General features: G+C 63.8%; 29 protein-coding genes and 1 pseudogene. 5 read left to right on the plus strand and 25 right to left on the minus strand.

Annotation, left to right across the window (positions count from 1 at the left end):
- A pseudogene (locus CQ002_RS17770) lies at positions 1 to 231 on the plus strand (transcriptional regulator); the annotation flags it as partial.
- Here CQ002_RS17770 and phnP read toward each other — a convergent pair.
- From phnP to ccmA, 23 genes are all read right to left on the minus strand, one after another.
- A complete protein-coding gene (phnP, locus tag CQ002_RS17775) occupies positions 224 to 973 on the minus strand; it encodes a phosphonate metabolism protein PhnP (protein WP_105161885.1) in 750 nt (249 codons plus the stop codon). The pseudogene CQ002_RS17770 and the gene phnP overlap by 8 nt on opposite strands.
- The gene (gene phnN / locus CQ002_RS17780) at positions 964 to 1,536 is read right to left on the minus strand and encodes a phosphonate metabolism protein/1,5-bisphosphokinase (PRPP-forming) PhnN (protein ID WP_069022560.1); all 573 of its coding nucleotides are present in this window, start codon (positions 1,534 to 1,536) and stop codon (positions 964 to 966) included. The genes phnP and phnN overlap by 10 nt, the downstream gene beginning before the upstream one ends.
- On the minus strand, positions 1,536 to 2,681 hold the full coding sequence (locus CQ002_RS17785; RefSeq protein ID WP_034102880.1) for an alpha-D-ribose 1-methylphosphonate 5-triphosphate diphosphatase: 1,146 nt from the start codon (positions 2,679 to 2,681) through the stop codon (positions 1,536 to 1,538). Before CQ002_RS17785 ends, phnN begins: the two co-directional genes overlap by 1 nt.
- Positions 2,671 to 3,390 (minus strand): phosphonate C-P lyase system protein PhnL, encoded by a 720-nt coding sequence (gene phnL, locus CQ002_RS17790; protein ID WP_098466123.1) that lies wholly within the window; start codon positions 3,388 to 3,390, stop codon positions 2,671 to 2,673. The genes CQ002_RS17785 and phnL overlap by 11 nt, the downstream gene beginning before the upstream one ends.
- Complete coding sequence (phnK, locus tag CQ002_RS17795; protein ID WP_052211071.1) at positions 3,390 to 4,163, minus strand: phosphonate C-P lyase system protein PhnK; 774 nt, start codon at positions 4,161 to 4,163, stop codon at positions 3,390 to 3,392. The genes phnL and phnK overlap by 1 nt, the downstream gene beginning before the upstream one ends.
- A complete protein-coding gene (locus CQ002_RS17800) occupies positions 4,160 to 5,002 on the minus strand; it encodes an alpha-D-ribose 1-methylphosphonate 5-phosphate C-P-lyase PhnJ (protein WP_069022556.1) in 843 nt (280 codons plus the stop codon). Before CQ002_RS17800 ends, phnK begins: the two co-directional genes overlap by 4 nt.
- Positions 4,995 to 6,071: a carbon-phosphorus lyase complex subunit PhnI gene (locus CQ002_RS17805; RefSeq protein ID WP_034102873.1), complete on the minus strand. Its 1,077-nt coding sequence runs from the start codon at positions 6,069 to 6,071 to the stop codon at positions 4,995 to 4,997. The genes CQ002_RS17800 and CQ002_RS17805 overlap by 8 nt, the downstream gene beginning before the upstream one ends.
- Positions 6,071 to 6,661: a phosphonate C-P lyase system protein PhnH gene (phnH, locus tag CQ002_RS17810; RefSeq protein ID WP_034102871.1), complete on the minus strand. Its 591-nt coding sequence runs from the start codon at positions 6,659 to 6,661 to the stop codon at positions 6,071 to 6,073. The genes CQ002_RS17805 and phnH overlap by 1 nt, the downstream gene beginning before the upstream one ends.
- Positions 6,661 to 7,098, minus strand: coding sequence for a phosphonate C-P lyase system protein PhnG (phnG, locus tag CQ002_RS17815; RefSeq protein ID WP_080758233.1), 438 nt, complete (start codon positions 7,096 to 7,098; stop codon positions 6,661 to 6,663). The genes phnH and phnG overlap by 1 nt, the downstream gene beginning before the upstream one ends.
- A gap of 11 nt (positions 7,099 to 7,109) precedes the next feature.
- The gene (gene phnF, locus CQ002_RS17820) at positions 7,110 to 7,814 is read right to left on the minus strand and encodes a phosphonate metabolism transcriptional regulator PhnF (protein WP_164403619.1); all 705 of its coding nucleotides are present in this window, start codon (positions 7,812 to 7,814) and stop codon (positions 7,110 to 7,112) included.
- 36 nt (positions 7,815 to 7,850) lie between these two features.
- On the minus strand, positions 7,851 to 8,633 hold the full coding sequence (gene phnE, locus CQ002_RS17825; protein ID WP_034102865.1) for a phosphonate ABC transporter, permease protein PhnE: 783 nt from the start codon (positions 8,631 to 8,633) through the stop codon (positions 7,851 to 7,853).
- Between the two features lie 111 nt (positions 8,634 to 8,744).
- Positions 8,745 to 9,746: a phosphonate ABC transporter substrate-binding protein gene (phnD, locus tag CQ002_RS17830; RefSeq protein WP_105161884.1), complete on the minus strand. Its 1,002-nt coding sequence runs from the start codon at positions 9,744 to 9,746 to the stop codon at positions 8,745 to 8,747.
- 32 nt (positions 9,747 to 9,778) lie between these two features.
- The gene (gene phnC / locus CQ002_RS17835; RefSeq protein WP_034102860.1) at positions 9,779 to 10,612 is read right to left on the minus strand and encodes a phosphonate ABC transporter ATP-binding protein; all 834 of its coding nucleotides are present in this window, start codon (positions 10,610 to 10,612) and stop codon (positions 9,779 to 9,781) included.
- 568 nt (positions 10,613 to 11,180) lie between these two features.
- Entirely contained in the window at positions 11,181 to 11,576 is a 396-nt protein-coding gene (locus tag CQ002_RS17840; RefSeq protein ID WP_069022552.1) for a hypothetical protein, read from the minus strand.
- A 15-nt stretch (positions 11,577 to 11,591) separates the two neighbouring features.
- The gene (ccmI, locus tag CQ002_RS17845; RefSeq protein ID WP_098466121.1) at positions 11,592 to 12,776 is read right to left on the minus strand and encodes a c-type cytochrome biogenesis protein CcmI; all 1,185 of its coding nucleotides are present in this window, start codon (positions 12,774 to 12,776) and stop codon (positions 11,592 to 11,594) included.
- A complete protein-coding gene (locus CQ002_RS17850; protein WP_034102857.1) occupies positions 12,769 to 13,242 on the minus strand; it encodes a cytochrome c-type biogenesis protein in 474 nt (157 codons plus the stop codon). The genes ccmI and CQ002_RS17850 overlap by 8 nt, the downstream gene beginning before the upstream one ends.
- On the minus strand, positions 13,239 to 13,775 hold the full coding sequence (locus CQ002_RS17855) for a DsbE family thiol:disulfide interchange protein (RefSeq protein WP_069022548.1): 537 nt from the start codon (positions 13,773 to 13,775) through the stop codon (positions 13,239 to 13,241). Before CQ002_RS17855 ends, CQ002_RS17850 begins: the two co-directional genes overlap by 4 nt.
- Positions 13,772 to 15,760, minus strand: coding sequence for a heme lyase CcmF/NrfE family subunit (locus CQ002_RS17860; RefSeq protein ID WP_105161883.1), 1,989 nt, complete (start codon positions 15,758 to 15,760; stop codon positions 13,772 to 13,774). Before CQ002_RS17860 ends, CQ002_RS17855 begins: the two co-directional genes overlap by 4 nt.
- Before the next feature lie 3 nt (positions 15,761 to 15,763).
- Complete coding sequence (gene ccmE / locus CQ002_RS17865; RefSeq protein ID WP_034102851.1) at positions 15,764 to 16,231, minus strand: cytochrome c maturation protein CcmE; 468 nt, start codon at positions 16,229 to 16,231, stop codon at positions 15,764 to 15,766.
- Positions 16,228 to 16,404 carry a heme exporter protein CcmD gene (gene ccmD, locus CQ002_RS17870; protein WP_010211791.1) on the minus strand — a complete coding sequence of 59 codons (177 nt, stop codon included), beginning with the start codon at positions 16,402 to 16,404 and terminating at the stop codon, positions 16,228 to 16,230. The genes ccmE and ccmD overlap by 4 nt, the downstream gene beginning before the upstream one ends.
- Positions 16,401 to 17,156 carry a heme ABC transporter permease gene (locus tag CQ002_RS17875; protein ID WP_069022542.1) on the minus strand — a complete coding sequence of 252 codons (756 nt, stop codon included), beginning with the start codon at positions 17,154 to 17,156 and terminating at the stop codon, positions 16,401 to 16,403. The genes ccmD and CQ002_RS17875 overlap by 4 nt, the downstream gene beginning before the upstream one ends.
- 88 nt (positions 17,157 to 17,244) lie before the next feature.
- Positions 17,245 to 17,913 (minus strand): heme exporter protein CcmB, encoded by a 669-nt coding sequence (gene ccmB / locus CQ002_RS17880; protein WP_105163112.1) that lies wholly within the window; start codon positions 17,911 to 17,913, stop codon positions 17,245 to 17,247.
- Positions 17,910 to 18,545: a cytochrome c biogenesis heme-transporting ATPase CcmA gene (ccmA, locus tag CQ002_RS17885; protein ID WP_034102846.1), complete on the minus strand. Its 636-nt coding sequence runs from the start codon at positions 18,543 to 18,545 to the stop codon at positions 17,910 to 17,912. The genes ccmB and ccmA overlap by 4 nt, the downstream gene beginning before the upstream one ends.
- A gap of 200 nt (positions 18,546 to 18,745) precedes the next feature.
- Here ccmA and CQ002_RS17890 point away from each other — a divergent pair, with 200 nt between their 5' ends.
- The gene (locus CQ002_RS17890) at positions 18,746 to 20,323 is read left to right on the plus strand and encodes a flagellar hook-length control protein FliK (RefSeq protein WP_105161882.1); all 1,578 of its coding nucleotides are present in this window, start codon (positions 18,746 to 18,748) and stop codon (positions 20,321 to 20,323) included.
- On the plus strand, positions 20,320 to 20,649 hold the full coding sequence (locus CQ002_RS17895; protein ID WP_034102842.1) for an EscU/YscU/HrcU family type III secretion system export apparatus switch protein: 330 nt from the start codon (positions 20,320 to 20,322) through the stop codon (positions 20,647 to 20,649). Before CQ002_RS17890 ends, CQ002_RS17895 begins: the two co-directional genes overlap by 4 nt.
- A 127-nt stretch (positions 20,650 to 20,776) precedes the next feature.
- Here CQ002_RS17895 and glp read toward each other — a convergent pair whose 3' ends face one another.
- Together glp and moaB are read right to left on the minus strand one after the other, a co-directional pair.
- On the minus strand, positions 20,777 to 22,003 hold the full coding sequence (glp, locus tag CQ002_RS17900) for a gephyrin-like molybdotransferase Glp (RefSeq protein WP_105161881.1): 1,227 nt from the start codon (positions 22,001 to 22,003) through the stop codon (positions 20,777 to 20,779).
- Positions 21,987 to 22,526 carry a molybdenum cofactor biosynthesis protein B gene (gene moaB, locus CQ002_RS17905; protein ID WP_025857889.1) on the minus strand — a complete coding sequence of 180 codons (540 nt, stop codon included), beginning with the start codon at positions 22,524 to 22,526 and terminating at the stop codon, positions 21,987 to 21,989. The genes glp and moaB overlap by 17 nt, the downstream gene beginning before the upstream one ends.
- Before the next feature lie 76 nt (positions 22,527 to 22,602).
- Here moaB and mobA point away from each other — a divergent pair, with 76 nt between their 5' ends.
- Both mobA and CQ002_RS17915 read left to right on the plus strand, forming a co-directional pair.
- Entirely contained in the window at positions 22,603 to 23,205 is a 603-nt protein-coding gene (gene mobA / locus CQ002_RS17910; RefSeq protein ID WP_105161880.1) for a molybdenum cofactor guanylyltransferase MobA, read from the plus strand.
- Positions 23,206 to 23,284: 79 nt separating this feature from the next.
- Positions 23,285 to 23,506 (plus strand): YgdI/YgdR family lipoprotein, encoded by a 222-nt coding sequence (locus CQ002_RS17915; RefSeq protein WP_010211805.1) that lies wholly within the window; start codon positions 23,285 to 23,287, stop codon positions 23,504 to 23,506.
- The last annotated feature ends 10 nt before the right edge of the window (positions 23,507 to 23,516 follow it).

Consider the following 23,516-nt stretch of genomic DNA (forward strand, 5'->3'; position numbering starts at 1 on the left):
CGCTTTGCCTGTGCGTGCCTGGACTGGAGCATGCGCCGCCCGCATCTGTCAGGCGCCTTGGGCGCGGCGTTCCTGCAAGGTGCGATTCGCCGCGAATGGGTCACTCAGGACCTGGACAGCCGTGCACTCGGTATAACGCCCAAGCGCCGCAAGGCACTGGCAGGTCGGTTTGGAATACAGGCCGCAGGACACGGTAGTCGACGCCTGCAGGGTCATGTCGTGTTCAGATGATTCGGCCGTCCCAGCCAACCGTCACATGCCGTGGCAACTCGCGGCGATGAACCAGCAACCACGCATCCAGCGCATGCCCCACGTGGGTCAGTACGCCCACCTGCGCGCCAGTGTCCTCGATGCTCTGCAACGCCAGCGTCAGGTCATTGTGATTGCGCGGTGCCTGCGGCTGCGGTGGCATGGAGCAATCCAGCACCAGCACGTCCAGCGGGTCGCGTTGCAGCCAGGCCAGGGTCGCCGGCGGCAGGCCGACGGTGTCGGTGAGGTAGGCGATGCGCCGCCCCTCGCCTTCCAGCAGGTAACCGAGGGTCGGTTTGGAATGCTGCAACGGCAACGCCGTGACGCTCAGTGCGCCAAACTGGCGGGTTTCGAATTCGCTGAATGGCTGGCTGAAATCCAGGATGCCCGGATGCTTGTAGAGGTCGGACAAACCCTCCGGATCCGCCGGCCCGTGTACCGGAATCACCAGCCCTTGCCCCCAGCGCAGGTGCAGCAGGCCCTGGGCATGGTCGGCGTGATAGTGGGTCTGGAAAATCCCGTTGAAACTACGCGGCGGGAAGCGTTCGGTGAGGTCGGGCAGGCCGCTGTCGATCAACCAGCGCTGGTCGCCGCATTCGATCAGTGCGCTGCACGGGCGCCGGCGCAAGGTGGCATCGCTGCGCGCCAACCCGCACGCAGCACACTCGCAGCCATACACCGGGACTTGCCGCGCGTCGCCGGTGCCCAGCAGGGTCAGGCGCATGCCGAGTGCCCGTGGTCCAGGCAGCACAGCAGGCGTTCGACCGTATGTGCCAGCGGCCCGGAGTTGTCCAGTACAAACAACCCCGCGCCGTTACCGGCGATCAAGTCAGCCGTGAACCGCGCATTGCGTGCCAGGCGCGCCTCGATGTCCACCAACGCCTCGCGCCCGCGTGCGATCAAGCGCTGGCGCAACACAGCCTGATCGACCGTGAGCAGTAACACCAACGACGTGGGGTAACGTTCACGCGTCTGGGCCAGGTGCGCCCGGGAGCCGTTGACCAGCACGTCATCCCCCGCCGCCAGCCAGTCGTCGATCGCCCTGGGAATGCCGTAGGACAAGCCATTCGCCTGCCAGCTGAGGGCAAATGCGCCGTCGGCCTGCAACGCGGCAAACTGCTCCGGGCTCACTCCCTGCGCCGCCTCGCCCACCGCTTCCGCCGAGCGGGTGATGACGCGGCGCACGATGCGGCAACCGCGCTCGGCCAGACGGGGACGTGCGGCATCCAGCAGGCTGTCCTTGCCCGAGCCGGAGGGCCCGATGAGATAGATCAACCTGCCTGCCATCAAAACACCCTCTTCGCTTGTCGCCATACTTGTTGCACCACCGGGAGCCCTTCGCGGCTGCGGGCCTGGACCAGGTCGGCGCGCAGGCCAATCGCAATTTCTCCGCGATCCTCGAGGCCGGCCGCTTGCGCGGGCGCCAGGCTGATCATCTTGACCGCTCGCGACAGGTCGCCGCCGTCCTGCTGGTCGGCCAGCACAAACGCAGCCTGCAACAGGCTGGCCGGGTAGTAGTCGCTGGAAAGTATATCCAGCAATCCCTCGGCTGCCAGGCCCGCGGCGGCCACATTACCCGAGTGCGACCCACCGCGCACCACGTTCGGCGCGCCCATCAAGACTTTCATGTTCAGTGCCTGGCAGCCCTTCGCGGCTTCCAGGGTGGTGGGGAATTCGGCAATGGTCATGCCGTAGCGCGCCGACTCTTGCACATGCGCGAGGGTTGCGTCGTCATGGCTGGCCACCGACAGGCCGCGCGCCAGGCAATGCTCGACGATAGCCGCCCGGTAGCGGTCGCTGTACGCCAGCGAGTTGGCCTTTTGCAGCACGATGAACGCGTCCATGGTTTCGTCGTTCAGGTGGTACTTGCCCATGTAGTACTCACGGTACTTGGATTCGAGCACGAACTGGCGCTGGCCCGGCGAATGGTCCATCACCGACACCAGTTGCACCAGCGGGTTTTCCACCAGGTCGCGGAACACACTCAGGGTGTCCGGGTGACACAACTCGCAGCGCAGGTGCAGGTGGTGCTCGGCGCGGGTCAGGCCGGCGCCTTCCGCCTGGGCGATAGCGTCGAGCATCGCCGGCAGCTTCTTCATGCGGTTGCCCTTGGGGTTCACGTCGCCGATGGACACCGCGTCGAAGACCGTGGTGATACCGGCCGCGATGATCTGTGCATCGTGGCTGAGCACCGCCGAAGTCGACGGCCAGTCAACGCCGGGACGCGGGGTCATGTGTTTTTCCAGGTTGTCGGTGTGCAACTCCACCAGGCCCGGCAGCAGGTAATCACCGCCCAGGTCCTGGGCCTGGGGCAACTGGCTGCGGCCTTCGGCGATGTCGACGATCTTGCCGTCGCGCAGTACCACGGCCCCCAGGAACATGCGATCCGCCGTGACGATCTGGGCATTACTGAGGATCTGTTCAGCGGGCATGGGCGTATTCCTCTGGTGCAACAGGCGTTGGGGTCATGTCGAGATGGCGGTCGGCGACGGCTTCACGAACTGCGCGGTCGTGGAAGATGCCGATCAGCGCGGCACCGCCGGCCTTGGCTTCGTTCATCAGTTCCAGCACCACCTGGCGGTTGTTGTCGTCCAGGGATGCAGTGGGTTCATCCAGCAACATCACCGGCCAATCGACCATGAAGCCGCGAGCGATGTTGACGCGCTGTTGCTCACCACCGGAGAAGGTGCCGGGCGCCAGTTGCCAGAGGCGCTGGGGGATGTTCAGGCGGGTCAGCAGGTGTTCGGCGCGCGACTGCGCATTCGCCTTGGACCAGCCACGAGCCAGGGCCGGCTCCATCACCACATCCAGGCAGGCGACACGGGGGATCACGCGCAGGAATTGGCTGACGTAACCGAGGGTCTGTTGGCGCACCTGGAGAATGTCGCGGGGTTCGGCGCCGACCAACTCCAGCCACTCGCCGGCATGTTGCACACGAATGCTGCCACCCGCCGGCAGATAGTTGCCGTACAAGGTGCGCAGCAAGGTGCTTTTACCCGCGCCGGACTGGCCGTGCAGCACCAGGCATTCTGCGCCCCGCACACTGAACTCAACCCCACGCAGCACGTTGAGCACCACGCCGCTCTGCTGGTGCAGGGTGAAGGTTTTCGAGAGGTCACGGACCTCGATCAAGGCATTCATCATGGCTGCAATACCGAAGACACCAGCAGTTGAGAGTAAGGGTGCTGTGGATCGTCGAGGATCTGGTCGGTGAGCCCGGTCTCCACCACCCGCGAGCGACGCATCACCATCAGGCGGTCGGCGAGCAGGCGTGCAACGGCCAGGTCGTGGGTGACGATCACCACCGCCAGATCCAGCTCACGCACCAGGCCGCGCAGCAGGTCTAGCAGGCGTGCTTGCACCGACACGTCCAGGCCGCCGGTGGGCTCGTCCATAAACACCAGGCGTGGGCTGGAGACGAGGTTGCGGGCGATCTGCAGGCGCTGCTGCATGCCGCCGGAGAAGGTGCGCGGCAAGTCATCGATGCGTTGCGGGTCGATTTCCACCTGGCCCAACCAGTCGAGGCCGGCGCCGCGCAGTTGCTGGTAATTGCGCACGCCCTGGGCCATCAGGCGCTCGCCGATATTCGCGCCGGCCGACACGCCCATGCGCAACCCATCGCGGGGGTTCTGCTCGACGAAGCCCCACTCGGTGCGCAGCAAGGTGCGGCGCTCGGCTTCACTGGCGCTGTAGAGGTCGAGCCATTCGCCGTCCTTGCTGCGGTAGCCGATGCTGCCGGCCTGCGGTGGCAGGCGCCCGCTCAACAGCGAGAGCAAGGTGGATTTGCCCGAGCCGGACTCGCCGACGATACCCAGCACTTCGCCGGGGTACAGGTCGAAGCTGACGCCTTGGCAACCCTTCTCCGGGCCATAGAGCAACGACAGGTCACGCACGTGTAGCAAAGGCTGGCTCACTGGGTTTTCTCCTTGACGCGTTGCGCGCAGTACCACGTGTCAGAGCACACAAAGCGCTGGGCCCCGGCGTCGTCGAGAATCAGCTCATCGAGGAACGATTCGTGGCTGCCGCAGATGGCGCAGTTGTGTTCCCACTTCTGCACGGCGAACGGGTGGTCTTCAAAGTCGAGGCTGGTGACTTCGGTGTAGGGCGGCACGGCGTACAGACGCTTTTCGCGACCGGCGCCGAACAGCATCAGCGCCGGGCTCATGTCGAGCTTGGGGTTGTCGAATTTGGGAATCGGCGACGGGTCCATCACGTAGCGCTCGTCGACCATCACCGGGTAGGCGTAGCTGGTGGCGATATGGCCGAAGGTGGCGATGTCCTCGTAGAGCTTCACGTGCATCACCCCGTAGTCGTTGAGCGCATGCATGGTGCGGGTCTCGGTTTCCGAGGGCTCGATGAAGCGCAGCGGCTCCGGGATCGGCACCTGGTAGACCATGATCTGGTTGGCCTGCAACGGCGTCTCCGGGATACGGTGGCGGGTCTGGATCACCGTCGCTTGCGGGGTCGCATCGGTCGTGGCGATACCTGCGGTGCGGGCGAAGAACCGACGGATGGAGACCGCATTGGTGGTGTCGTCCGCCCCCTGATCGATGACCTTGAGCACGTCGTCCGCCCCCAGGATGGCGGCCGTCAATTGCATGCCGCCAGTGCCCCAGCCGTAGGGCAATGGCATCTCGCGGCCCCCGAACGGCACCTGGTAACCGGGGATCGCCACGGCCTTGAGCAAGGCGCGGCGGATCATGCGTTTGGTCTGTTCGTCGAGGTAGGCGAAGTTGTAGGCCGTGTCATTCATGGCTTGGGCCCTCGGCCGGTTGGCGCAGTTTGCGGATCAGTTCCAGTTCGGACTGGAAGTCCACGTAGTGCGGTAATTTGAGGTGCGAGACGAAGCCTGCGGCCTCGACGTTGTCGCAGTGAGCCAGCACGAACTCCTCGCGCTGGGCCGGCGAGACAATCTCTTCGTTGTATTCCCCGGCGCGTAGCGAGCGGTCGACCAATGCCATGCCCATGGCCTTGCGCTCGGCATGCCCGAACGCCAGGCCGTAGCCGCGGGTGAACTGCGCCAGCTCGGTGGCCGAGCCGACGAACTGGTTGACCATCTCGCATTCGGTCACTTCGATGCTGCCCAGGCAGATGGGGAAACCCAGCTCTTCGGGCTCGATCCACACGTCCACCTCGCCGATGCGGATCTCGCCGGCAAACGGGTGGTTGCGGCCGTAGCCACGCTGGGTCGAGTAGCCCAACGCCAACAGGAAACCTTCATCGCCACGGGCCAGCGCTTGCAGGCGCTCGGCGCGGCTGGCGGGGTATTCCAGCGGGTCACGGGTGATGTCGGCGACGCTGGCGTTGTCGTCGGCTTCGTTCTTGATCAGGCCTTCTTTGGCGAGTAGACCCAGTACGCGTGGGCAGGCTTCCAACGCCGCGCCCGGCGTGGTCTGCGGGCCGGGGTGCTGGCCCTCGGCGAGCAGCGCAAAATCCAGCAGGCGATGGGTGTAGTCGAAGGTCGGGCCGAGCAGTTGGCCGCCGGGCACGTCCTTGAACGTAGCCGACAGACGCCGGCTCAACGACATCTGCGCAGTGTCGATCGGCAGGCTCGGGCTGAAGCGCGGCAGCGTGGTGCGGTAGGCGCGCAGCAGGAAGATCGCTTCCACCAGGTCCCCCGCCGCTTGCTTGATCGCGAGCGCGGCGAGCTCTTCGTCGAACAGCGAACCTTCGGTCATCACCCGCGCCACGGCCAGGGGCAATTGCTCGCGGATTTGCGTCACGCTCAATTCAGGAATCGCCGTATCGCCACGGCGCTTTTTTGCCAGCAGGCGGTGGGCATTGTCGATGGCCTGTTCGCCACCTTTGACGGCTACGTACATCAGGCGTGCTCCTCTGCGATGCGGCTGCTGCGCGGCAGCCCGATCAGGTGATGGCCGGCGGCAAACAGCACATCCAGGCCACGGGGGAAGGCTTCGCGGCGCCGGCGCTCGTGCCAGAAGGCGGTTGGCACCGGCAGGTGCACCTGGCGCTGGGCCTTGATGCCCGGGCCGCGCCAGATCAGGCCGCGACCGGCTTCCAGGTCGGTGAGCTGCACGAGCAAGGTGCAGGATTGATCGGGGTAGCGGTCATTGCCGTGGTCAAAGCCGCTGAGGTCGAGCAGGTCCTGTTCATCGAGCAGCGCGAACGCGGCGTCTTCACGGTTTTGCGTTAGCGGGCAGCCGCAGTGGAAGGCCAGGTTGGCGCGGATCAGCGGCGTGTCGAAACGGGGCGCCAGCCACAGCGGCGTGTCGCCATCCAGCAGCGCCAGGCATAAGGCGTACGTGGCGGGCGCCAGGCCGTCGAGGCACGGCGCAGACGGCAGGTGCTGGATCAGGCCCGGTTCGGCCAAGGCTTTGAGCGCAGCGCGAAAACCGCGTTGGGCATCGAGTACCGGGTCGACAAACGCCGGTTGCAACAGCTGAGCATTCATCAGTTTTCTCCTCGCACCAGGGTGAAGAACTCGACCTTGGTGGCCGCGGTGTCGGCGTCTTTTTGCGCCCGCCGTTGTGCCTGGGTATTGGCCAGCGCGGTGATCAGGTCGCTGAGCCAAGTGCTTGGATGAGCGCCTTGCAGATGGGCATCCGCCAGGGCGGCCAGCTCGGCATGGACCTTGTCGCGCCCGGCCAGGTAGCTGTAGCCGGTGCGCCCATCGGCCAGGCGCACCACGCAACGGGTCACGCTCATTTCGCCGACGTTGAACGGCGCGCCATTACCGCCCATGCGGCCACGCACCAGGGTCATGCCGATTTCCGGGGCGCGGATCAGCTGATATTCGGCATCCTTCAATGCCGCTTCGTGAGGTTGCAATTCATTGAGCTGGGCGCGGGCAAGCACACCGATCCAATGTTGACGCTGGGACAGGCTCATTAAAGGCTCCATCAAGTCACCACCTGGTACTGGAAGCGGTCCGAACGGCTGGTGGACTGCGCCAGCTCCACCGGGCGGCCGTCGTGATCGCAGGAAAGGGTAAAGACGGTGAGGGCCGGCAAGTGCCGGGGCATCAGCAGCAGCGCGGCTTCATCACGGTTGGGCAAACGCGCGCCGATCAGGCTTTGGGTGCGCGTCAACGGCAGGTCGCGCTCACGCAAGTACTGGCGCAAGGAACCACCGTTGTAGTCGGCCAGCAGCGGCGCACGGCTGGCGCAGTAACGATGGCGGATCAGGCTGACGGGCTGGTGGTCAAGCTTGCGCAGGGTTTGCAGCTCGATCATGGGCGCCATCTCGGCAATGCCCAGGTGCTGCGCTTCGTCGCGACTGGCGTAGCAATAGCGGCGCTTGAGCAACACGGCCTGCACACCCACGCCCTGGGCGGACAATGACTGGCTGTAGGAGGTCTCGGCGCCCATCGCGTAAATCAGCGGGCGGTCGAGCACCTGGGTGCCCTTGCCCTGGCGACGCAACAGGCTGCCTTCGAACACCAACTCGTCGATGGCGCGGCGCAAGGTATGGCGGTTGACGCCAAAGCGCTCGGCCATGTGCACTTCGCCGGGCAGGAAGTCGCCGGCCTGGTAGCTGCTCAGTTCACGGCGCAGGATATCCGCGAGTTCGCGGTACACCGGCTCATCTTGTCTAGACAACTGCATGTTTAAAAAAAGCGCCGCGCGGGCACCCCTCCGATGTCAGATGAACCGCTTGCGCAGGCGTTGGGACAGCACGTCGATCAAGCTCACCACCACGATGATCACCAGCAGCACCGCGCAGGTTTGGACGAACTGGAAAGCGCGGATGTTTTCCCACAGGATCACGCCGATCCCGCCCGCGCCGACCATGCCCACCACCGTGGCCGAACGTACATTGGCTTCGAAGCGGTACAGCGCGTAGCTCACCCACAGCGGCATCACCTGGGGGATCACGCCGTAGATCACTTCCTGCAAGGCACTCGCGCCGGTGGCACGTACGCCTTCCACCGGGCCTGGGTCGATGGCCTCGACGGCTTCGGCAAACAGCTTGGCAAGCACGCCGGTGGTGCTGATCCACAGGGCCAATACGCCGGCAAAGGGACCAAGGCCGACGGCGACCACGAACAACATCGCGAAGACCATTTCGTTGATGGAACGGAAGGCGTCCATCACGCGGCGCAGCGGTTGGTGGATCCACCATGGGGTGATGTTGTCGGCGCACAAGATGCCCAGCGGCACCGAGCAGACGATGGCCAGGACCGTGCCCCAGAGGGCGATTTGCACGGTGACGATCATCTCCTTGAGGTAGGCGCGCCATTCGTGGAAATCCGGCGGGAAGAAGTCGGCGGCGAAGGTCGCCATGTTTCCGGAATCGCGGTACAACGCCAGCGGGTTCATCTCAGCGCCATGCCAGGCCCAGGCCAGCAGGACCAGGAACAGGCCCCAGCCAAGGTACTGCGGCCAGGTGCGTTTGCCGACGGCTTCAGCGTGCAAGGTAGTCATTGGATCGCCTTAATCTCAGTGTGGGAGCGGCTTGCCTGCGATAGCGGTCTGCCAGGTACACCGGTGTTGGCTGATGCACCGCAATCGCGGGCAAGCCCACTCCCCCGGGGGTTAGCCGTTGGCTGCGGTCTTTTTGTCCAGCTCGGAGATGCGCTGTTGCAGCTTGGCCAGGTCGGCATCGATGTCGGCGAGCTTCTTGGCCTTGTCAGCCGCTTCCAGCTTGTCGTCGGCGCTGATGGTGGTGCGCTGCTTGAACAGCTCCAGTTGGCGGATTGGCAACAGCTGGTCGTCGTTGGAAGCGAGGAATTTGCCCAGTTGCATGTTCTTGAGCACGGCCTTCTCTTCATCGGTGTCGCCGTAGTGGGCGAAGAAGTCGCGGATCTTGGTCTTCTCGCTGTCGCTCAGCGCCTTGTTCCACACCATCGGGTCGGCAGGGATCAATGGCGATTTCCAGATCACCTTGAGCATGGCGGCCTTGTCAGGCTGGGTGACCTCAAGACGGTCCCAGCTCTCGGTGTTGAAGGTGGCCACGTCCAACTGCCCCTTGGCCACACTCAACGCGTTGACTTCATGGCTGGAGTTCAGCGTGCGTTTGAACGCCGTGGCGGCATCCACATTGTTCTTGGCGAACACGTAGTAGCCCGGCACCAGGTAGCCCGAGGTGGAGTTCGGGTCGCCGTTGCCGAAGGTCAGGTTCTTGGCGTTCTTGAGCATGTCTTCGACGTTGTTGATCGGGCTGTCCTTGCGCACGATCAGCACGCTCCAGTAACCGGCAGCACCGTTGGCGGCGGCGGTCTGGGCGAAGATCTCGCCGTTGGAACGGTCCACCGCCTCCATCGCCGCCTTGTTGCCGAGCCAGGCCACGTCAACTTTGTTGAAACGCATGCCCTGGATCAGGCCAGCGTAGTCAGAGGCGAACGTGGCGTTGATGGTCAGGCCGGTCTTCTTGTGCATGTCATCCAGGAACGGCTGCCAGATGCTCTTGAGGTTCTGCGAGGACTCGGTGGACATGATGCCGAAGTTGATGGCTTTGTCGGCGGCCTGGGCATTGCCCATCGCGACGCTGGCCAGCAACACGGCAGACAGAAACACGTGGCCGATACGGTTGAACATGGACGGGACTCCTGTGGGTCGTGAGTAGGGTTTCAAGCGCGCGCCAGGGCCAGCCGAGGGGTGACGGTGGTGTGGCGGGCCTGGTCGGAAAACATCAGGCTGGTGTCGACGTCGGCACCGTACAAATCATTGAGGAACTGGCTGCTCATCGCGCTGCCCTGCCCGTCGAAATGAATACGCCCGCCCTTGAGCGCCACGGCCCGTGGGCAATAACGCATGGCGTAATCGACTTGATGCAGGGTCACCACCACGGTCTTGCCGTCGCGGCGGTTGATGTCGGCGAGGATCTCCATGACCTTGCGCGCCGACTCCGGGTCGAGGGAGGCGATAGGTTCATCGGCCAGAATCACCTCGGCGCGCTGGGTCAACGCGCGGGCAATCGCCACGCGCTGCTGCTGGCCGCCAGACAAGGTAGACGCACGTTGTGCAGCCAGATCGGCCAGGCCAACGCGTGCCAGGGATTCGAGGGCAAAGGCCTTCTCTTCGGCATTGAACAACCCCAGGTTGCCACGCCAGCGCGGCATGCGGCCCAGGCAACCGAGCAGCACGTTGTCGAGCACACTCAGGCGATTGACCAGGTTGAACTGCTGGAAGATGTAGCCGATGTCCGCCCGCAACCGCCGCACCTTGCCATTCAAGCGCCCACTGGCCTGCACTTCCCGGCCCAGCACCTTGACGCTGCCGCCGTTGCTCTTGTCGCAACAGGCCAGGCCCGCCAGGTGACGCAACAACGTGGACTTGCCGGAACCGGAAGCGCCAATCAGCGCGACCATCTCACCCGAGGCAATGGTGAGTTCGAGGTCGACCAATGCCGATTTCTTCGCAAAGGTCTTGTTCAAGTGATCGACATGGATAGCGTGAGTCATGGGCTTCTCTGTCTTGTTTGAACAGCCAGGGGATGGCTGCGGTTGAGTTCAAACGACAGTAGGCGCGGGAGGTGTCAGTGCTATTACTTGCACATGACTGGAGGGGGTCGGTTGGATGAAGGTTTTGTGAAAGGTTGAACGTGCCGGAAATCAGCTTGACCCTGTGGTGACTCACCCTGTGGCGAGCAGGCTAGCCACAGGGATTGCCGTGTATTCAGATATCCTGCGTTCAGGACCCGCCCTACACTGTTTTCGGGTCGCGTCCGAGTAACCTCGCCGCCAACCTTCGCGGGTCGCTGCAAAATCAGAGAGCAGATGATTGAGATTGCGCAGTTGTGGGTTAATGAAACACTGAACCGGGAGTGCCCGGTGGACTGACAGCCGATGAGGTCTACTGTGGGACCTGGCTTGTCGGATCGCCGCACCGCTGCGATGGCGGTACCCCTGTAATCGATTCGGCGCCTGATACGCCGCCATCGCGGGCAAGCCCGGCTCCCACGGGGTGCTTCATTTGGTTGGATAGCGCGTTTCACCGGCATGAAAAAGGCGACCCGAAGGTCGCCTTTTTTCATTGTGCGTACTGCTTGCTCAGCCCCGGCGGCACGCCCTGCACGTCGGTCTCTTCCCAGGGCCCGTTCGGGCTGATGGAGCGGCTCCAGCCGTTGCTCCAGCGGTAATAAGTGCGCTGGCGGTAGAAGGTGTCGGGCTGTTCTTCCAGCACGTACACCTGCATCTTGCCGTCCCAGTGGCTGGCGGCGCCCGGTGGTGGGGCGAAAGTCGGCGATTTGGTCGGCACAGGTTTCGGCGCTGGAGTCACCGGGCCCGAGGGCTTGGTGCTCGGCTGGGTCGACGGTCCCGAGGGCGGGATGGTCGGGCCGGTGGGTGCCGCAGGCGGGCGGTGGACCGCACAAGCGCTCAGGCCCAATACCAGGCTGAGCAAGGTGATGCGTGCAAATGCGGTCATAGGCGTTTCCTCGATTTACGGGTCCGGACTGTCGATGGTCAGCTGCTGCAAGGCAGTGGTGGTGCTGGCCAAGGGTTGGCTGCGGCCGATCCACTCGCCAGCGGTTGGAATACCTGCCCGGGATATGCGCGCAACCAGTTGGACTTCAGGGAAGTTCGACAGTTTCAACTGCGGCATCATCGCGTCGGCATCGCCCAGTTCGACGGTGATCGGCAGCTCGGCAACGGTGACGCGCTTGGCCGCCAATGGCGCCGGTGGGCCGGAGACGGCACGGGCGAAGATGAACACGCTGTCGGTTGGCAGGGCCTTGGCTTTCGCCTCGGCAGACAGGTCCACACGGACTTTCATCACCGCCTTCTGCGCGACGGTGCCGCCGCTTTCCTTGAGTTTTTCCGCAGCGCGGTCGATGCCGCCCTGCAGGGCTGCGCGAGAATTGTCTTCGGGGGGTAACTGGGCCAGCAGGCGATTCCAGTAGTCGATCGCCTCCTGATAACGCTGACCTTCAAACGCAGCGATACCGAGCAGGCCCAGGCTGGTGACTTCTTTCGGGTCGAGCTTCAGCGCTTCATCCGTCAGAGCCTGGACCTTGGGCGACCACTGCTTATTGTCGGCAAAATACTGCGCCTGGGCCCACTGGCCGAGCAGTTCCGGCTGGCGCCCGGCCAGGGCCACCGTGCGTTCGAAAACCTTGGCGGCATCGGCGGAGCGATCCTGGGCCATGTAGGCGCGACCGAGGAAGTACAGGCCTTCCGGCGAATCCGGCTGGGCGGCGGCCGCGCGTTCCAGGCGGTGGGTCATGTCTTCCATGGACACCGGCGGCTGGGAGAATTCGCGGGTCAGTTCGACCTTGTCGCTCGCCCCATAGTGCAGGTACAGCGCGACACCCAGGACCGGCACCAGAAACGCCGCCAAAAAAGGCAGCGGCTTGCCCAGACGCGACTCACGTGGTTGTTCCACGCCTTCGGTGTCGGCCAGTAATTCACGGGCGGCTTCGGCGCGACCGGTGTCGAGCTGCGCGGCATTCAGCACGCCTTCGTCCTGCTGCACTTGCAGCTCGGCGACGCGTTCCTGGTACAGCGCCACGTTCAACGCGGTGCGGTCTTCTTCACGCTGGGCGCGGCGACCGCGCAGTACAGGGATCAGCAGGAAACTCAGGGCAATCAGAAGCAGCAAGCCGGCTGCGAGCCAGAAATCAATCATCAGTCTTGGTGTCCAGCAATTGGTCGAGGCGTTTACGCTCTTCAGGGGACAGCGCGTCCGAACCATCGGTGGGCGCGGCGCGGCGACGGCGGACGATCACGGCCATCACCACCACTCCCGCCAGCAACAGCCCGGCGGGGCCGAACCAGAGCAGCGCGGTCTTGCCGGTGAGGGCCGGTTTGTAGCGCACGAAATCACCGTAGCGGTCGACCATGAAGTCGATGATCTGCTGGTTGTCCTTGCCCTCCCCCAGCATCCGGAAGATCTCTTTGCGCAAGTCGGCAGCGATGGGCGCGTTGGAGTCGGCGATGTCCTGGTTCTGGCACTTGGGGCAGCGCAGTTCCTTGGTGAGTTCGCGGAAACGCTCGCGGTCGCCGTCCTTGGCGAATTCATAAGTGTCGATAGCGGCGTGGGCCATTCCGGCCAGCCCAAACGCCAGGACCGCAGCGGCTAGTAGACGCTTCATGGCGTGGCCTCATCGACCAGCGCCTGGTACTTGGCGGCCAGTTGCTCGCGCCAGACCACCTCGTCGATCACACCGACGTACTTGTCGCGGATCACGCCCTTGGCATCGATGAAGAAGGTTTCCGGGGCGCCGTAGACGCCGAGGTTCAGGCCGAGGTTGCCGTCTTCATCGCGAATATCCAGCTGGTACGGGTTGTGGAACTCGGCCAGCCACTTCAAGGCTGCGGCGTTGTCGTCCTTGTAGTTGATGCCGTAGATCACCACGCCCTTCTCGGCCAGTGTGTTCAGCACCGGGTGTTCGACGCGGCAGGAGATGCACCAGGTGCCCCACACGTTGACCAAGGCAGGCTTGCCGAGCAGATCGGCCTGGGTCAGGGTTTTATCGCCCTGCACCGTCGGCAGCGAAAACGCCGGGAACGGTTTGCCGATCATCGCCGAGGGCAACTCGGCCGGGTCCAGGTACAAGCCGCGATACAAGAACACGGCCACCACCAGAAACATCGCCAGCGGGACGACCATCAACCAACGTTTCATACCGCCGCTCCTTGCAGGCCGAGGGCTTCACGCACCCGGCTCTTGACCTTGACCCGATAACGACGGTCCAGCGCCGCCAGCAAACCGCCAAAACCGGTGAGCAAACCGCCGAACCAGATCCAGCGCACGAACGGTTTCACATGCACGCGTACCGCCCAGGCGCCCTCGCCCAGCGGTTCACCCAGCGCCACGTAGAGGTCACGGGTGAAACCAGCGTCGATGCCGGCCTCGGTCATCATCGAACTCTGCACTGTGTACAGGCGTTTTTCCGGGTGCAGCACGGCGATCTCTTTACCGTTACGGACGACGCGCACCGTGCCTTTGTCTGACGTGAAGTTCGGCCCTTCGAAGTGCTTGGCACCTTCGAAAATGAAGTGGTAACCAGCCAGGTCCATGGACTCGCCCGGTGCCAGGCGCAGGTCGCGCTCGGCGCTGTTCTGGCTGGACAGGACTACGCCAAGGGCGCACACGGCGATGCCGATGTGGGCGATCTGCATGCCCCAGTAACTGCGGGTCAGGCTCGGCAAGCCTTTGACCAGGCCTTTGTGGCGGGTCTTGTCGACGATGTCGCGCACGCCCGCCAGCAATACCCAGGCGGCGAGCAGGAAGGTCGCGAGTACGGCCCAATTGAAGTCGCCATAAGCGATACCGGCGATCACCGCCAAGGCCACGCTGCCGAGCAGCACCGGCATCAGCATGCCGGCCAGCCATTTGACCGGGGTGTCTTTCCAGCGCACCAGCACACCGACCGCCATCACCACCATCAACAGACCCATCAATGGGATAAACAATGCGTTGAAATACGGCGGGCCGACGGACAGTTTGGCGCCGCTCAAGGCGTCCAGCACCAATGGGTACAGGGTGCCCAGCAGGATCATCGACGCGGCGACCACCAGCACCAGGTTATTGCCCAGCAACAGGGTTTCCCGCGACCACAGGTTGAAGCCGACCTGGCTCTTGACCACTGGCGCGCGCAGGGCGAACAGGGTCAGGGAGCCGCCGACCACGAACAGCAGGAAGATCAGGATGAACACGCCACGCTCAGGGTCGGACGCAAATGCATGCACCGAGGTCAGCACACCGGAACGCACAAGGAATGTGCCGAGCAGGCTGAGGGAAAATGCGGCAATCGCCAGCAGCACGGTCCAGCTTTTGAACACGCCGCGTTTTTCGGTGACGGCCAGCGAGTGGATCAACGCCGTACCCACCAGCCAGGGCATGAAGGAAGCGTTTTCCACCGGGTCCCAGAACCACCAGCCACCCCAACCGAGTTCGTAGTAGGCCCACCACGACCCCAAGGTGATACCAATACCGAGGAAGGCCCAGGCCACAATGGTCCACGGCCGCGACCAGCGTGCCCACGCGGCATCCAGGCGCCCGCCGAGCAAGGCGGCGATGGCAAAGGCGAAGGCCACCGAGAAACCCACGTAGCCCATGTAGAGCATCGGCGGGTGCACGATCAGGCCGATGTCTTGCAGCAATGGGTTGAGGTCATGCCCGTCCACCGGGATCTGCGGCAGGATGCGGCTGAACGGGTTGGAGGTCATGATCAGGAACAGCAGGAAGCCGATGCTGATCATGCCCATCACCGCCAGCACGCGAGCCAGCATGACTTGCGGCAGTTGGCGCGAGAACACCGAGACGGCAAAGGTCCAGCCGCCGAGGATCAACGCCCACAGCAGCAACGACCCCTCGTGGGCGCCCCACACGGCGCTGAACTTGTAGTACCAGGGCAAGGCACTGTTGGAGTTATTTGCCACATAAGCGACGGAGAAGTCGTCGGTCATAAAGGCGTAGGTCAAGCAACCGAAGGCGAACAGCAGGAACGCGAACTGGCCCCAGGCCGCCGGTTGCGCCAGGCTCATCCACAGGCGATCACCACGCCAGGCGCCGAGCAACGGCACCACCGCCTGGACGACGGCAAAACACAGCGCGAGGATCATCGCCAGTTGGCCCAGCTCCGGAATAAACAGTGCGGACGTCATCACTTAGCCCTCCTTGGCAGGCTGTGAATTAGCGGTTGGGGCCGACTGGCCGCTGTCTTTCAAAGCCTTGGTCACTTCCGGCGGCATGTATTTCTCATCGTGCTTGGCCAGCACTTCATCGGCCACCACCACGCCGTCGGCGTTGAGTTTGCCCAGGGCAACGATGCCCTGGCCTTCGCGGAACAGGTCCGGAAGGATGCCGCGGTAGGTGATGGTCACGGCCTTGTTGAAGTCGGTGACCACAAAGGTGACGTCGAGGGAGTCGGAAGAGCGTTTCAGTGAGCCCTTCTCCACCATGCCGCCAGCACGGATGCGTGTATCGACAGGCGCCTCGCCATTGGCGATCTGGGTCGGGGTGTAGAACAGGTTGATGTTCTGCTGCAGGGCACTCAAGGCCAGGGCCACGGCAATGCCGACGCCGGCCAGGATGGCAAGGATGATCAACAGACGCTTTCTACGCAGCGGATTCACTTATCGGTCTCCCGGCGCAGACGACGCGCCTCTTGTTGCAGGTAACGCTTGCGGGCCAGGATCGGCGCGGCGACGTTAAGGGCCAGCACCGCCAGGCAGATGCCATAGGCCGTCCAGACATAGAGGCCGTGATGGCCCATGGCGAGAAACTCGCTGAAAGAAGCAAAACTCATCCACGTGCTCCCAGGCTGGTTTGCACTTCGTCTTGGACCCAACGGGTGCGGGCTTCACGCTTGAGCACTTCAAGGCGCATGCGCATCAGCAGCACGGCGCCAAAGAAGCAGTAGAACCCCAGCACCATCAACAGCAGCGGCGCCCACATTTCCACGGGCATGGCCGGTTTTTCGGTGAGGGTGAAGGTGGCGCCCTGGTGCAGCGTGTTCCACCACTCCACCGAGTACTTGATGATCGGGATGTTGATCACGCCGACAATCGCCAGCACCGCACAGGCCTTGGCGGCGCTGTCACGATTGCTGATCGCGTTGCCCAGGGCAATCAGCCCGAAGTACAGGAACAGCAGGATCAACATGGACGTAAGACGCGCATCCCACACCCACCACGAGCCCCAGGTCGGTTTGCCCCAGATCGCGCCGGTGACCAGCGCCACGGCGGTCATCCACGCACCAATCGGCGCCGCGCATTGCAGGGCGACGTCCGCCAGTTTCATTTTCCACACCAGGCCCACGACGCCGCACACCGCCAGCATCACATAGCAGGACTGGGCGAGCATCGCCGCGGGAACGTGGATATAGATGATGCGAAAGCTGTTGCCTTGCTGGTAGTCCGGCGGCGCGAAGGCCAGGCCCCAGACCAGGCCGATGCCGATCAGCAACACGGCGGCGACGCTCAGCCACGGCAGCAGCTTGCCGCTGATGCCATAGAACCATTTGGGCGAGCCGAGCTTGTGAAACCAGGTCCAGTTCATTGCTGTTTCCATCACGGTGGCCTCTTGTCTTGGCAAGAAGCTCTCAGGGTCTTTACTGGTTAAGGGTATTAAGCCTAACCAGACCTCATTATTCGCCGATGCTGATCTTCAGCCCAGCTGCTATAGCAAAGGGTGTCAGGGTTACCGCCAGGGCGGTCAGGCTACCAAGCCACAGGAGGTAACCGGTCGCCGGCATGCCCATGAGCGCGGCTTGCAAAGCGCCGCTGCCCAGGATCAATACCGGGATGTACAAAGGCAGAATCAACAGGGCCAGCAACAGGCCACCCCGCTTCAAACCGACGGTCAACGCTGCGCCCACCGCCCCCAACAGGCTGAGCACCGGCGTTCCGAGCAACAAGGACAGGAGCAACACCGACAGGCATTCAACGGGCAAGCCCAGCATCATCGCCAGCAGCGGCGAGAGCAAGACTAGCGCCAAGCCGGAAAAAGCCCAGTGTGCCAGTACCTTTGCCAGTACCAGAAGTGGCAAGGGGTGCGACGAAAGGACCCACTGTTCGAGGGAACCGTCTTCGAAATCACTGCGAAACAGCCCGTCCAGCGAGAGCAAGACCGATAAAAGCGCGGCGACCCACACCAGTCCGGGGGACAAGGTTTGCAACAGTTTAGTCTCGGGGCCGACCGCCAAGGGGAACAACGCGATGACAATCGCGAAAAACACCAGGGGGTTGGCCAGTTCGGCCGGACGACGGCACAGCAACCGCGCTTCGCGAGCGACCAACAGGGCGAAGACGCTCATGCCGACCACCGTCCCAGATCCAGGTCCCGGTAACCCGCGGGCATGCGGGCAAGCGTGTGATGGGTGGTGAGCACCACCAAGCCGCCCTGTTCGCAATGGCGGGCCAGGTGTTCTTCCAACTGGGCAACACCGTGTTTGTCGAGGGCGGTGAAGGGCTCGTCGAGAATCCACAGCGGCGGGCCCGGCAGGTACAGGCGCGCCAGGGCCACGCGGCGCTGCTGGCCGGCGGACAGGGTGTGGCAGGGAACGTCTTCGAAGCCCTTGAGGCCGACGGCGGCCAGGGCCTGCCAGATGGCGTCGCGGGAAGCAGGACGATGCAGGGCGCTGAGCCAGCTGAGGTTTTCTTCGGCGGTGAGCACATCCTTGATGCCGGCAGCGTGGCCGATCCAGACCAGGTTGCGCGCAAGCTCACTACGTTGCTCGCTCAACGGCTTGCCGTTCAACCGCACAACGCCTGCCGTCGGCTGCATCAACCCCGCCAACAGGCGCAGCAGACTGGTCTTGCCGCTGCCATTGGGCCCGCTGACCTGCACCATGTCGCCACCCGCCAGTCGCAGCTCGAGGTGCTCGAACAACAGGCGCAGGTCGCGTTCACAGGAGAGCGCTACGGCTTCTAGAAGAGGGCTGGTCAAAAGATCGCGGGCCTTTACGGTTCAAGTCGGCGGTGCAGCGGCCGTTAAAGAGAAATGCACAATAACGGCTTTGGCGACCGATTTTAGAGAGCTGGATCAAATAGTTGTGAGGTTTTTACCGCTCTCTTTGCAGACGGGCGGCATTATACATGTGATGCCCTACTCTAAAGAGGGCAATTTCCCCAGAGACGACGCGCGCGATGACCGGTGAGATCAACCTTCCTACGCTTCCACCCGCCCCTGCAGCCGGGCCCGGCCCTGCGCCTGCGACCGGCGAGTTGCTGAAACTGCTGGAGCCGCAGATCGGCCTGATCGACCCTGGGAAAACCGCGAATGCCGAAGTCATTGCCCTGAAACAAGGCGGCGAAGCCTTCCAGTTGCTGCTCAAGCTGACCCTTGAAGGCGGTCGCCAGACCCTGGTGCAGGCGAGCAGCCCCCAGCCGCTGCCGCTGGGCAGCAATGTGGCCGTGAGCCAGACGCCGGCGGGCAACCTCACCCTCAGCTTGCAGCAGGCCCTGAGCGCCAATGTCGCCGCCCTTACCCGCATCGATACCAACCAGATGCCGGTAGGCACGCTGTTGCAGGCCAAGGTGTTGACCACCCAGATGCTGCCCCAGGGCACGGCGCAACCGGCGATCTACCGTTCGCTGGTCACGGTACTCAACAACGCCCTGGCGGGCGCGACCTTGACCGTGGAAAGCCCGCAACCCCTGCGCGTCGGCAGCTTGCTCAGCGCCGTGGTGCAGAACGCCCAGACCTTGAGTTTTGTGCCACTGAGCGGGCTCAAGGATCAACTGGCCGTCAGCCAGCAACTGTCGACCCAGCAAAGTCGCCAAGGCTCGCTGGACGCGGTGTTCACCGCGCTGCAGAACCTGCCCCGTGGCGACAGTACCTCCGCCGACCTGCGCGCCGCCGCCGACCGTCTTCTCGCCGCCTTGCCAGACCTGGCCCAAGTCAGCAACCCCAAGGTGCTGGCGCAAGTCATCCAGAACAGTGGTGCGTTTCTTGAAGCCAAACTGCTCGCGGGGCAAAACCCTCAGATCCCACCGCTGGATATGAAAGGCGCACTGCTGCGCCTGGTCGCGGACTTATTGCCCGCCGTGCCTGCCAGCACCAATATGAATGCCATTCTCGCCGCCAATACCCTGGCCCAGGTGCTACCCAACTTCGTGCGCAGCCCCCTTAACACCCTCGGCCAAGTCAGCGCCCGACAGATACCAAGCGGCTTCCCGTTGCCCGAGCGGCTGATGGCAAAACTGGAAGGCGAAGGCGACCTGGAAAACCTGCTGCGCCTGGCCGCCGGGGCGATCTCGCGGCTGCAGAGCCACCAGCTGTCGAGCCTGGAGCAAACCGGCACCACCGCCGACGGTCGCCTGCAGACCACATGGCAGTTGGAAATCCCGATGCGCACGTTGCAAGACATCGTGCCGCTACAGGTCAAATTCCAACGCGAAGAGCCGACGCCGGACAAGGACGAGCCCGAGCGCAAGGACAAGAAGGATGCCAAGCAAATGCTCTGGCGCGTCGAACTGGCCTTCGACATGGAGCCGCTGGGACCGCTGCAGGTCCAGGTGCAACTGAGCCAGGGCAAGCTGTCCAGCCAGCTATGGGCCTCCCGACCGTTCACTGCCAGCCTGATCGAAAGCCACTTGGGCAACCTGCGCGAACGCCTGGTGACATCAGGCATCAACGTCGGCGACCTCGATTGCCACCTCGGCACCCCGCCACGTGGGCCAAAGACCGGACTGGAGCAACGCTGGGTGGATGAAACCGCATGAAGAACCCCACGCCACCGCGCCAGGCGATTGCCCTCAAGTACGACGGCCAGCAGGCACCGACCCTGACGGCCAAGGGCGATGATGCCCTGGCCGAAGCCATCCTCAAGCTGGCGCGCGAGAATGAAGTGCCCATCTACGAAAACGCCGAGCTGGTGAAGCTGTTGGCGCGCATGGAACTGGGCGACAGTATTCCGGAGGAGTTGTACCGCACGGTTGCCGAGATCATCGCGTTTGCGTGGACGTTGAAGGGCAAGTTCCCGGTGGGCTATGACCCGAATGCAGGGCCGGTGGAGAGGGATGTGACGGAGCGTGGGGATGACTACTGACTCACAGACAACACAAAACTAACTGTGGGAGCGGGCTTGCTCGCGAAAGCGGTGGATCAGTCAGCGCATTTAGTGGCTGAAACACCGCATTCGCGAGCAAGCCCGCTCCCACATTTTTGATCTGTGTTCAGTTCAGGACTTCACTCAGCGGGATGAAGTTGACGGTATCGCCAATCTCCAGCGTCGTGCCCTCCAGCACCTCCACAAACCCTTGCGCCCACGCCGCGCTGCGCAGCACGCCGGAGCTCTGGTTGCGGTAGATGATCGCCTTGCCCTGCTCGATACGCCCGCGCAGGTACTCGCGGCGGTTGCCCGGTTTGGGCCATGTGAACCCCACCGGCACTTCAAAACGCAGCGGCTCGACGTCCAGCACGCCTTGGCGGCGCAGCAGATAAGGGCGTGCCAACAGCGCGAACGTCACCAGCGTCGAGGCCGGGTTGCCCGGCAGGCCGATCACCGGCACGCCACGGAAGTGGCCAAAGGTCAGCGGCTTGCCGGGTTTGATCGCCAGTTTCCACAACGCCAACTCACCCTCTTCACGCAGGGCGATGCCGAGGAAATCCGCCTCGCCCACCGACACACCGCCTGTCGACAGAATCAGGTCGACACTGCCCAGGCTCGCCAGTTGCGCACGGGTTTTCTCCAGGTCATCCGGGAGAATGCCGGCATCGATCACCTCACAGCCCATGCGGCTGAGCCAGGCACACAGCACCCGACGGTTGCTGTTGTAGATCTGGCCCGGCCCCAGCGGCAAACCGGGTTCGACCAACTCGTCGCCAGTGGACAGCACGGCCACGCGTGGGCGGCGGATCACGGCCAGGCCGTCATGGCCGAGGGACGCGGCCAGGCCCAGTTCAATCGGACCCAGGCGCGTGCCGGCCGTCAGCACCCGCTCGCCGACCGTGGTTTCCTGCCCTTGGGGGCGGATGTTCTGGCCCAGGTGCAGGGGTTCGGTGAAGCTCACGCGCTCATCGGCGTGGACCACGGCGTTTTCCTGCATCTCCACACAGTCGGCACCTTCGGGTACCGGTGCACCGGTGAAGATGCGCGCGCAGGTGCCAACGGCCAAGGGCTGCGGCGCCTGGCCCGCGAAGATGCGTTGGCTGACCACCAGCGGTTCACCGGTCCAGTCCGCCAGGCGCACGGCGTAACCGTCCATGGCGCTGTTCGGCCACGGCGGCAAGTCGAGGGTGGAGACCAGGTCTTGAGCCAGGACACGCCCATCGCAGTCCGCCAGGGGCAAGGTTTGCTGCTCGCGGATCGGCGCGGCTTCGGCCATGGCCAACAGCTGTTGCAGTGCGTGTTCCACCGGCATCAGGGCACCGGTCTTGCCGGGCTTACCCACGGGATTCACAAGGCTCGGCCTGTTTCAGGTGCGGCACGAAATTGCACGGGCGATGACGGTTGTCCAATTGTTCGGCGAGGATGCCGTCCCAGCCGGTGCGCACCGCATTGGTGGAACCCGGCAGGCAACACACCAGGGTGCCATTGGCCAGGCCGGCCAAGGCGCGGGACTGCACGGTGGAGGTGCCGATATCGGCCACGGAGATCTGGCGGAACAGTTCGCCAAAGCCGTCGACCTGTTTGTCGAGCAGGCAGCTCACGGCCTCGGGCGTGCTGTCGCGGCCGGTAAAGCCGGTGCCGCCAGTGATGAGCACCACTTGCACCACGTCTTCGGCGATCCAGTGGGCAACCTGGGCACGGATCTTGTAGAGGTCGTCCTTGAGCAGCACGCGCTCGGCCAGGTTGTGGCCGGCGGCAGTGAGGCGGTCGACGAAGACCTGCCCGGAGGTATCGGTTTCGAGGGTGCGGGTGTCGCTGACGGTCAATACAGCAATATTCAGGGGTACGAAGGGCGCATCTGCCTTGGCTTTCATGGCACGGTCCGGTTGTCGAAGGAACAGCCCGATGTTATATCACAGGCCCCTATTTACCTGCCGCAGCGGAACCGCCATGTCGATTGATTCTTCACCCCTGCCCTGCTCGATTCTGCTGCTGTCCGGGGGGCGCGGCCAGCGCATGGGCGGCCAGGACAAAGGCTTGCTCGACTGGCGTGGCCTGCCCTTGATCGCGCACCTGCAGCGCCTGGTGCGCCCGCTCACAGACGATTTGATCATCTCGTGCAACCGCAACCATGACCGGTACGCGCCGTTTGCCGACCAACTGGTCAGCGACGACAGCCCGGACTTTCCAGGCCCGCTCGCGGGCATCCGCGCCGGGCTCGACGTCGCGCGCCACGCGCACCTGTTGGTATTGCCGTGCGATGTGCCGCAGATCGACGCCGACCTGCTCGCCGACCTGCGCGAGACCGTGCGGCGCCACCCGCGACAACCGGTGATGGTACGCCATGGCCAGTTCTGGGAACCGCTGATCTGCAGCGTCCCGACCGCCCTGCGGGACGCAGTGCAAAGCGCCTGGCACGCCGGTGAGCGCAGCCCGCGCAAGATCTTCCTGCAACTGGGCGGCGTGGGCCTGGAGTGCCCGGCGGATGACCCGCGCCTGGCCAACCTTAATACGCCGGAGCTGTTACAGACGCCGTCGGGCGTGTCAGAATGAACCTCGCACAAGGAACTTTGTCGACGCCGTATGCGTCACAAGGTCAGCTATTTAAAAGAATTCTCTCGGAGACGAACTCATGACTCAACGGACCATCGCCGCTCTCATGCTTGCACTGGGCCTCGCCACCCTCGCCGGTTGCGCCTCGCCAACAGTGATCACCCTGAATGACGGGCGCGAAATCCAGGCCGTCGACACCCCGAAATACAACGAAGATTCGGGTTTCTACGAATTCGAACAACTTGACGGCAAGCGCACCCGTATCAACAAAGATCAGGTCCGCACCGTTAAAGACCTGTAAGTCTTAGCGC

It is taken from the genome of Pseudomonas sp. MYb13, assembly GCF_002980075.1.
GTDB lineage: Bacteria > Pseudomonadota > Gammaproteobacteria > Pseudomonadales > Pseudomonadaceae > Aquipseudomonas > Aquipseudomonas lurida.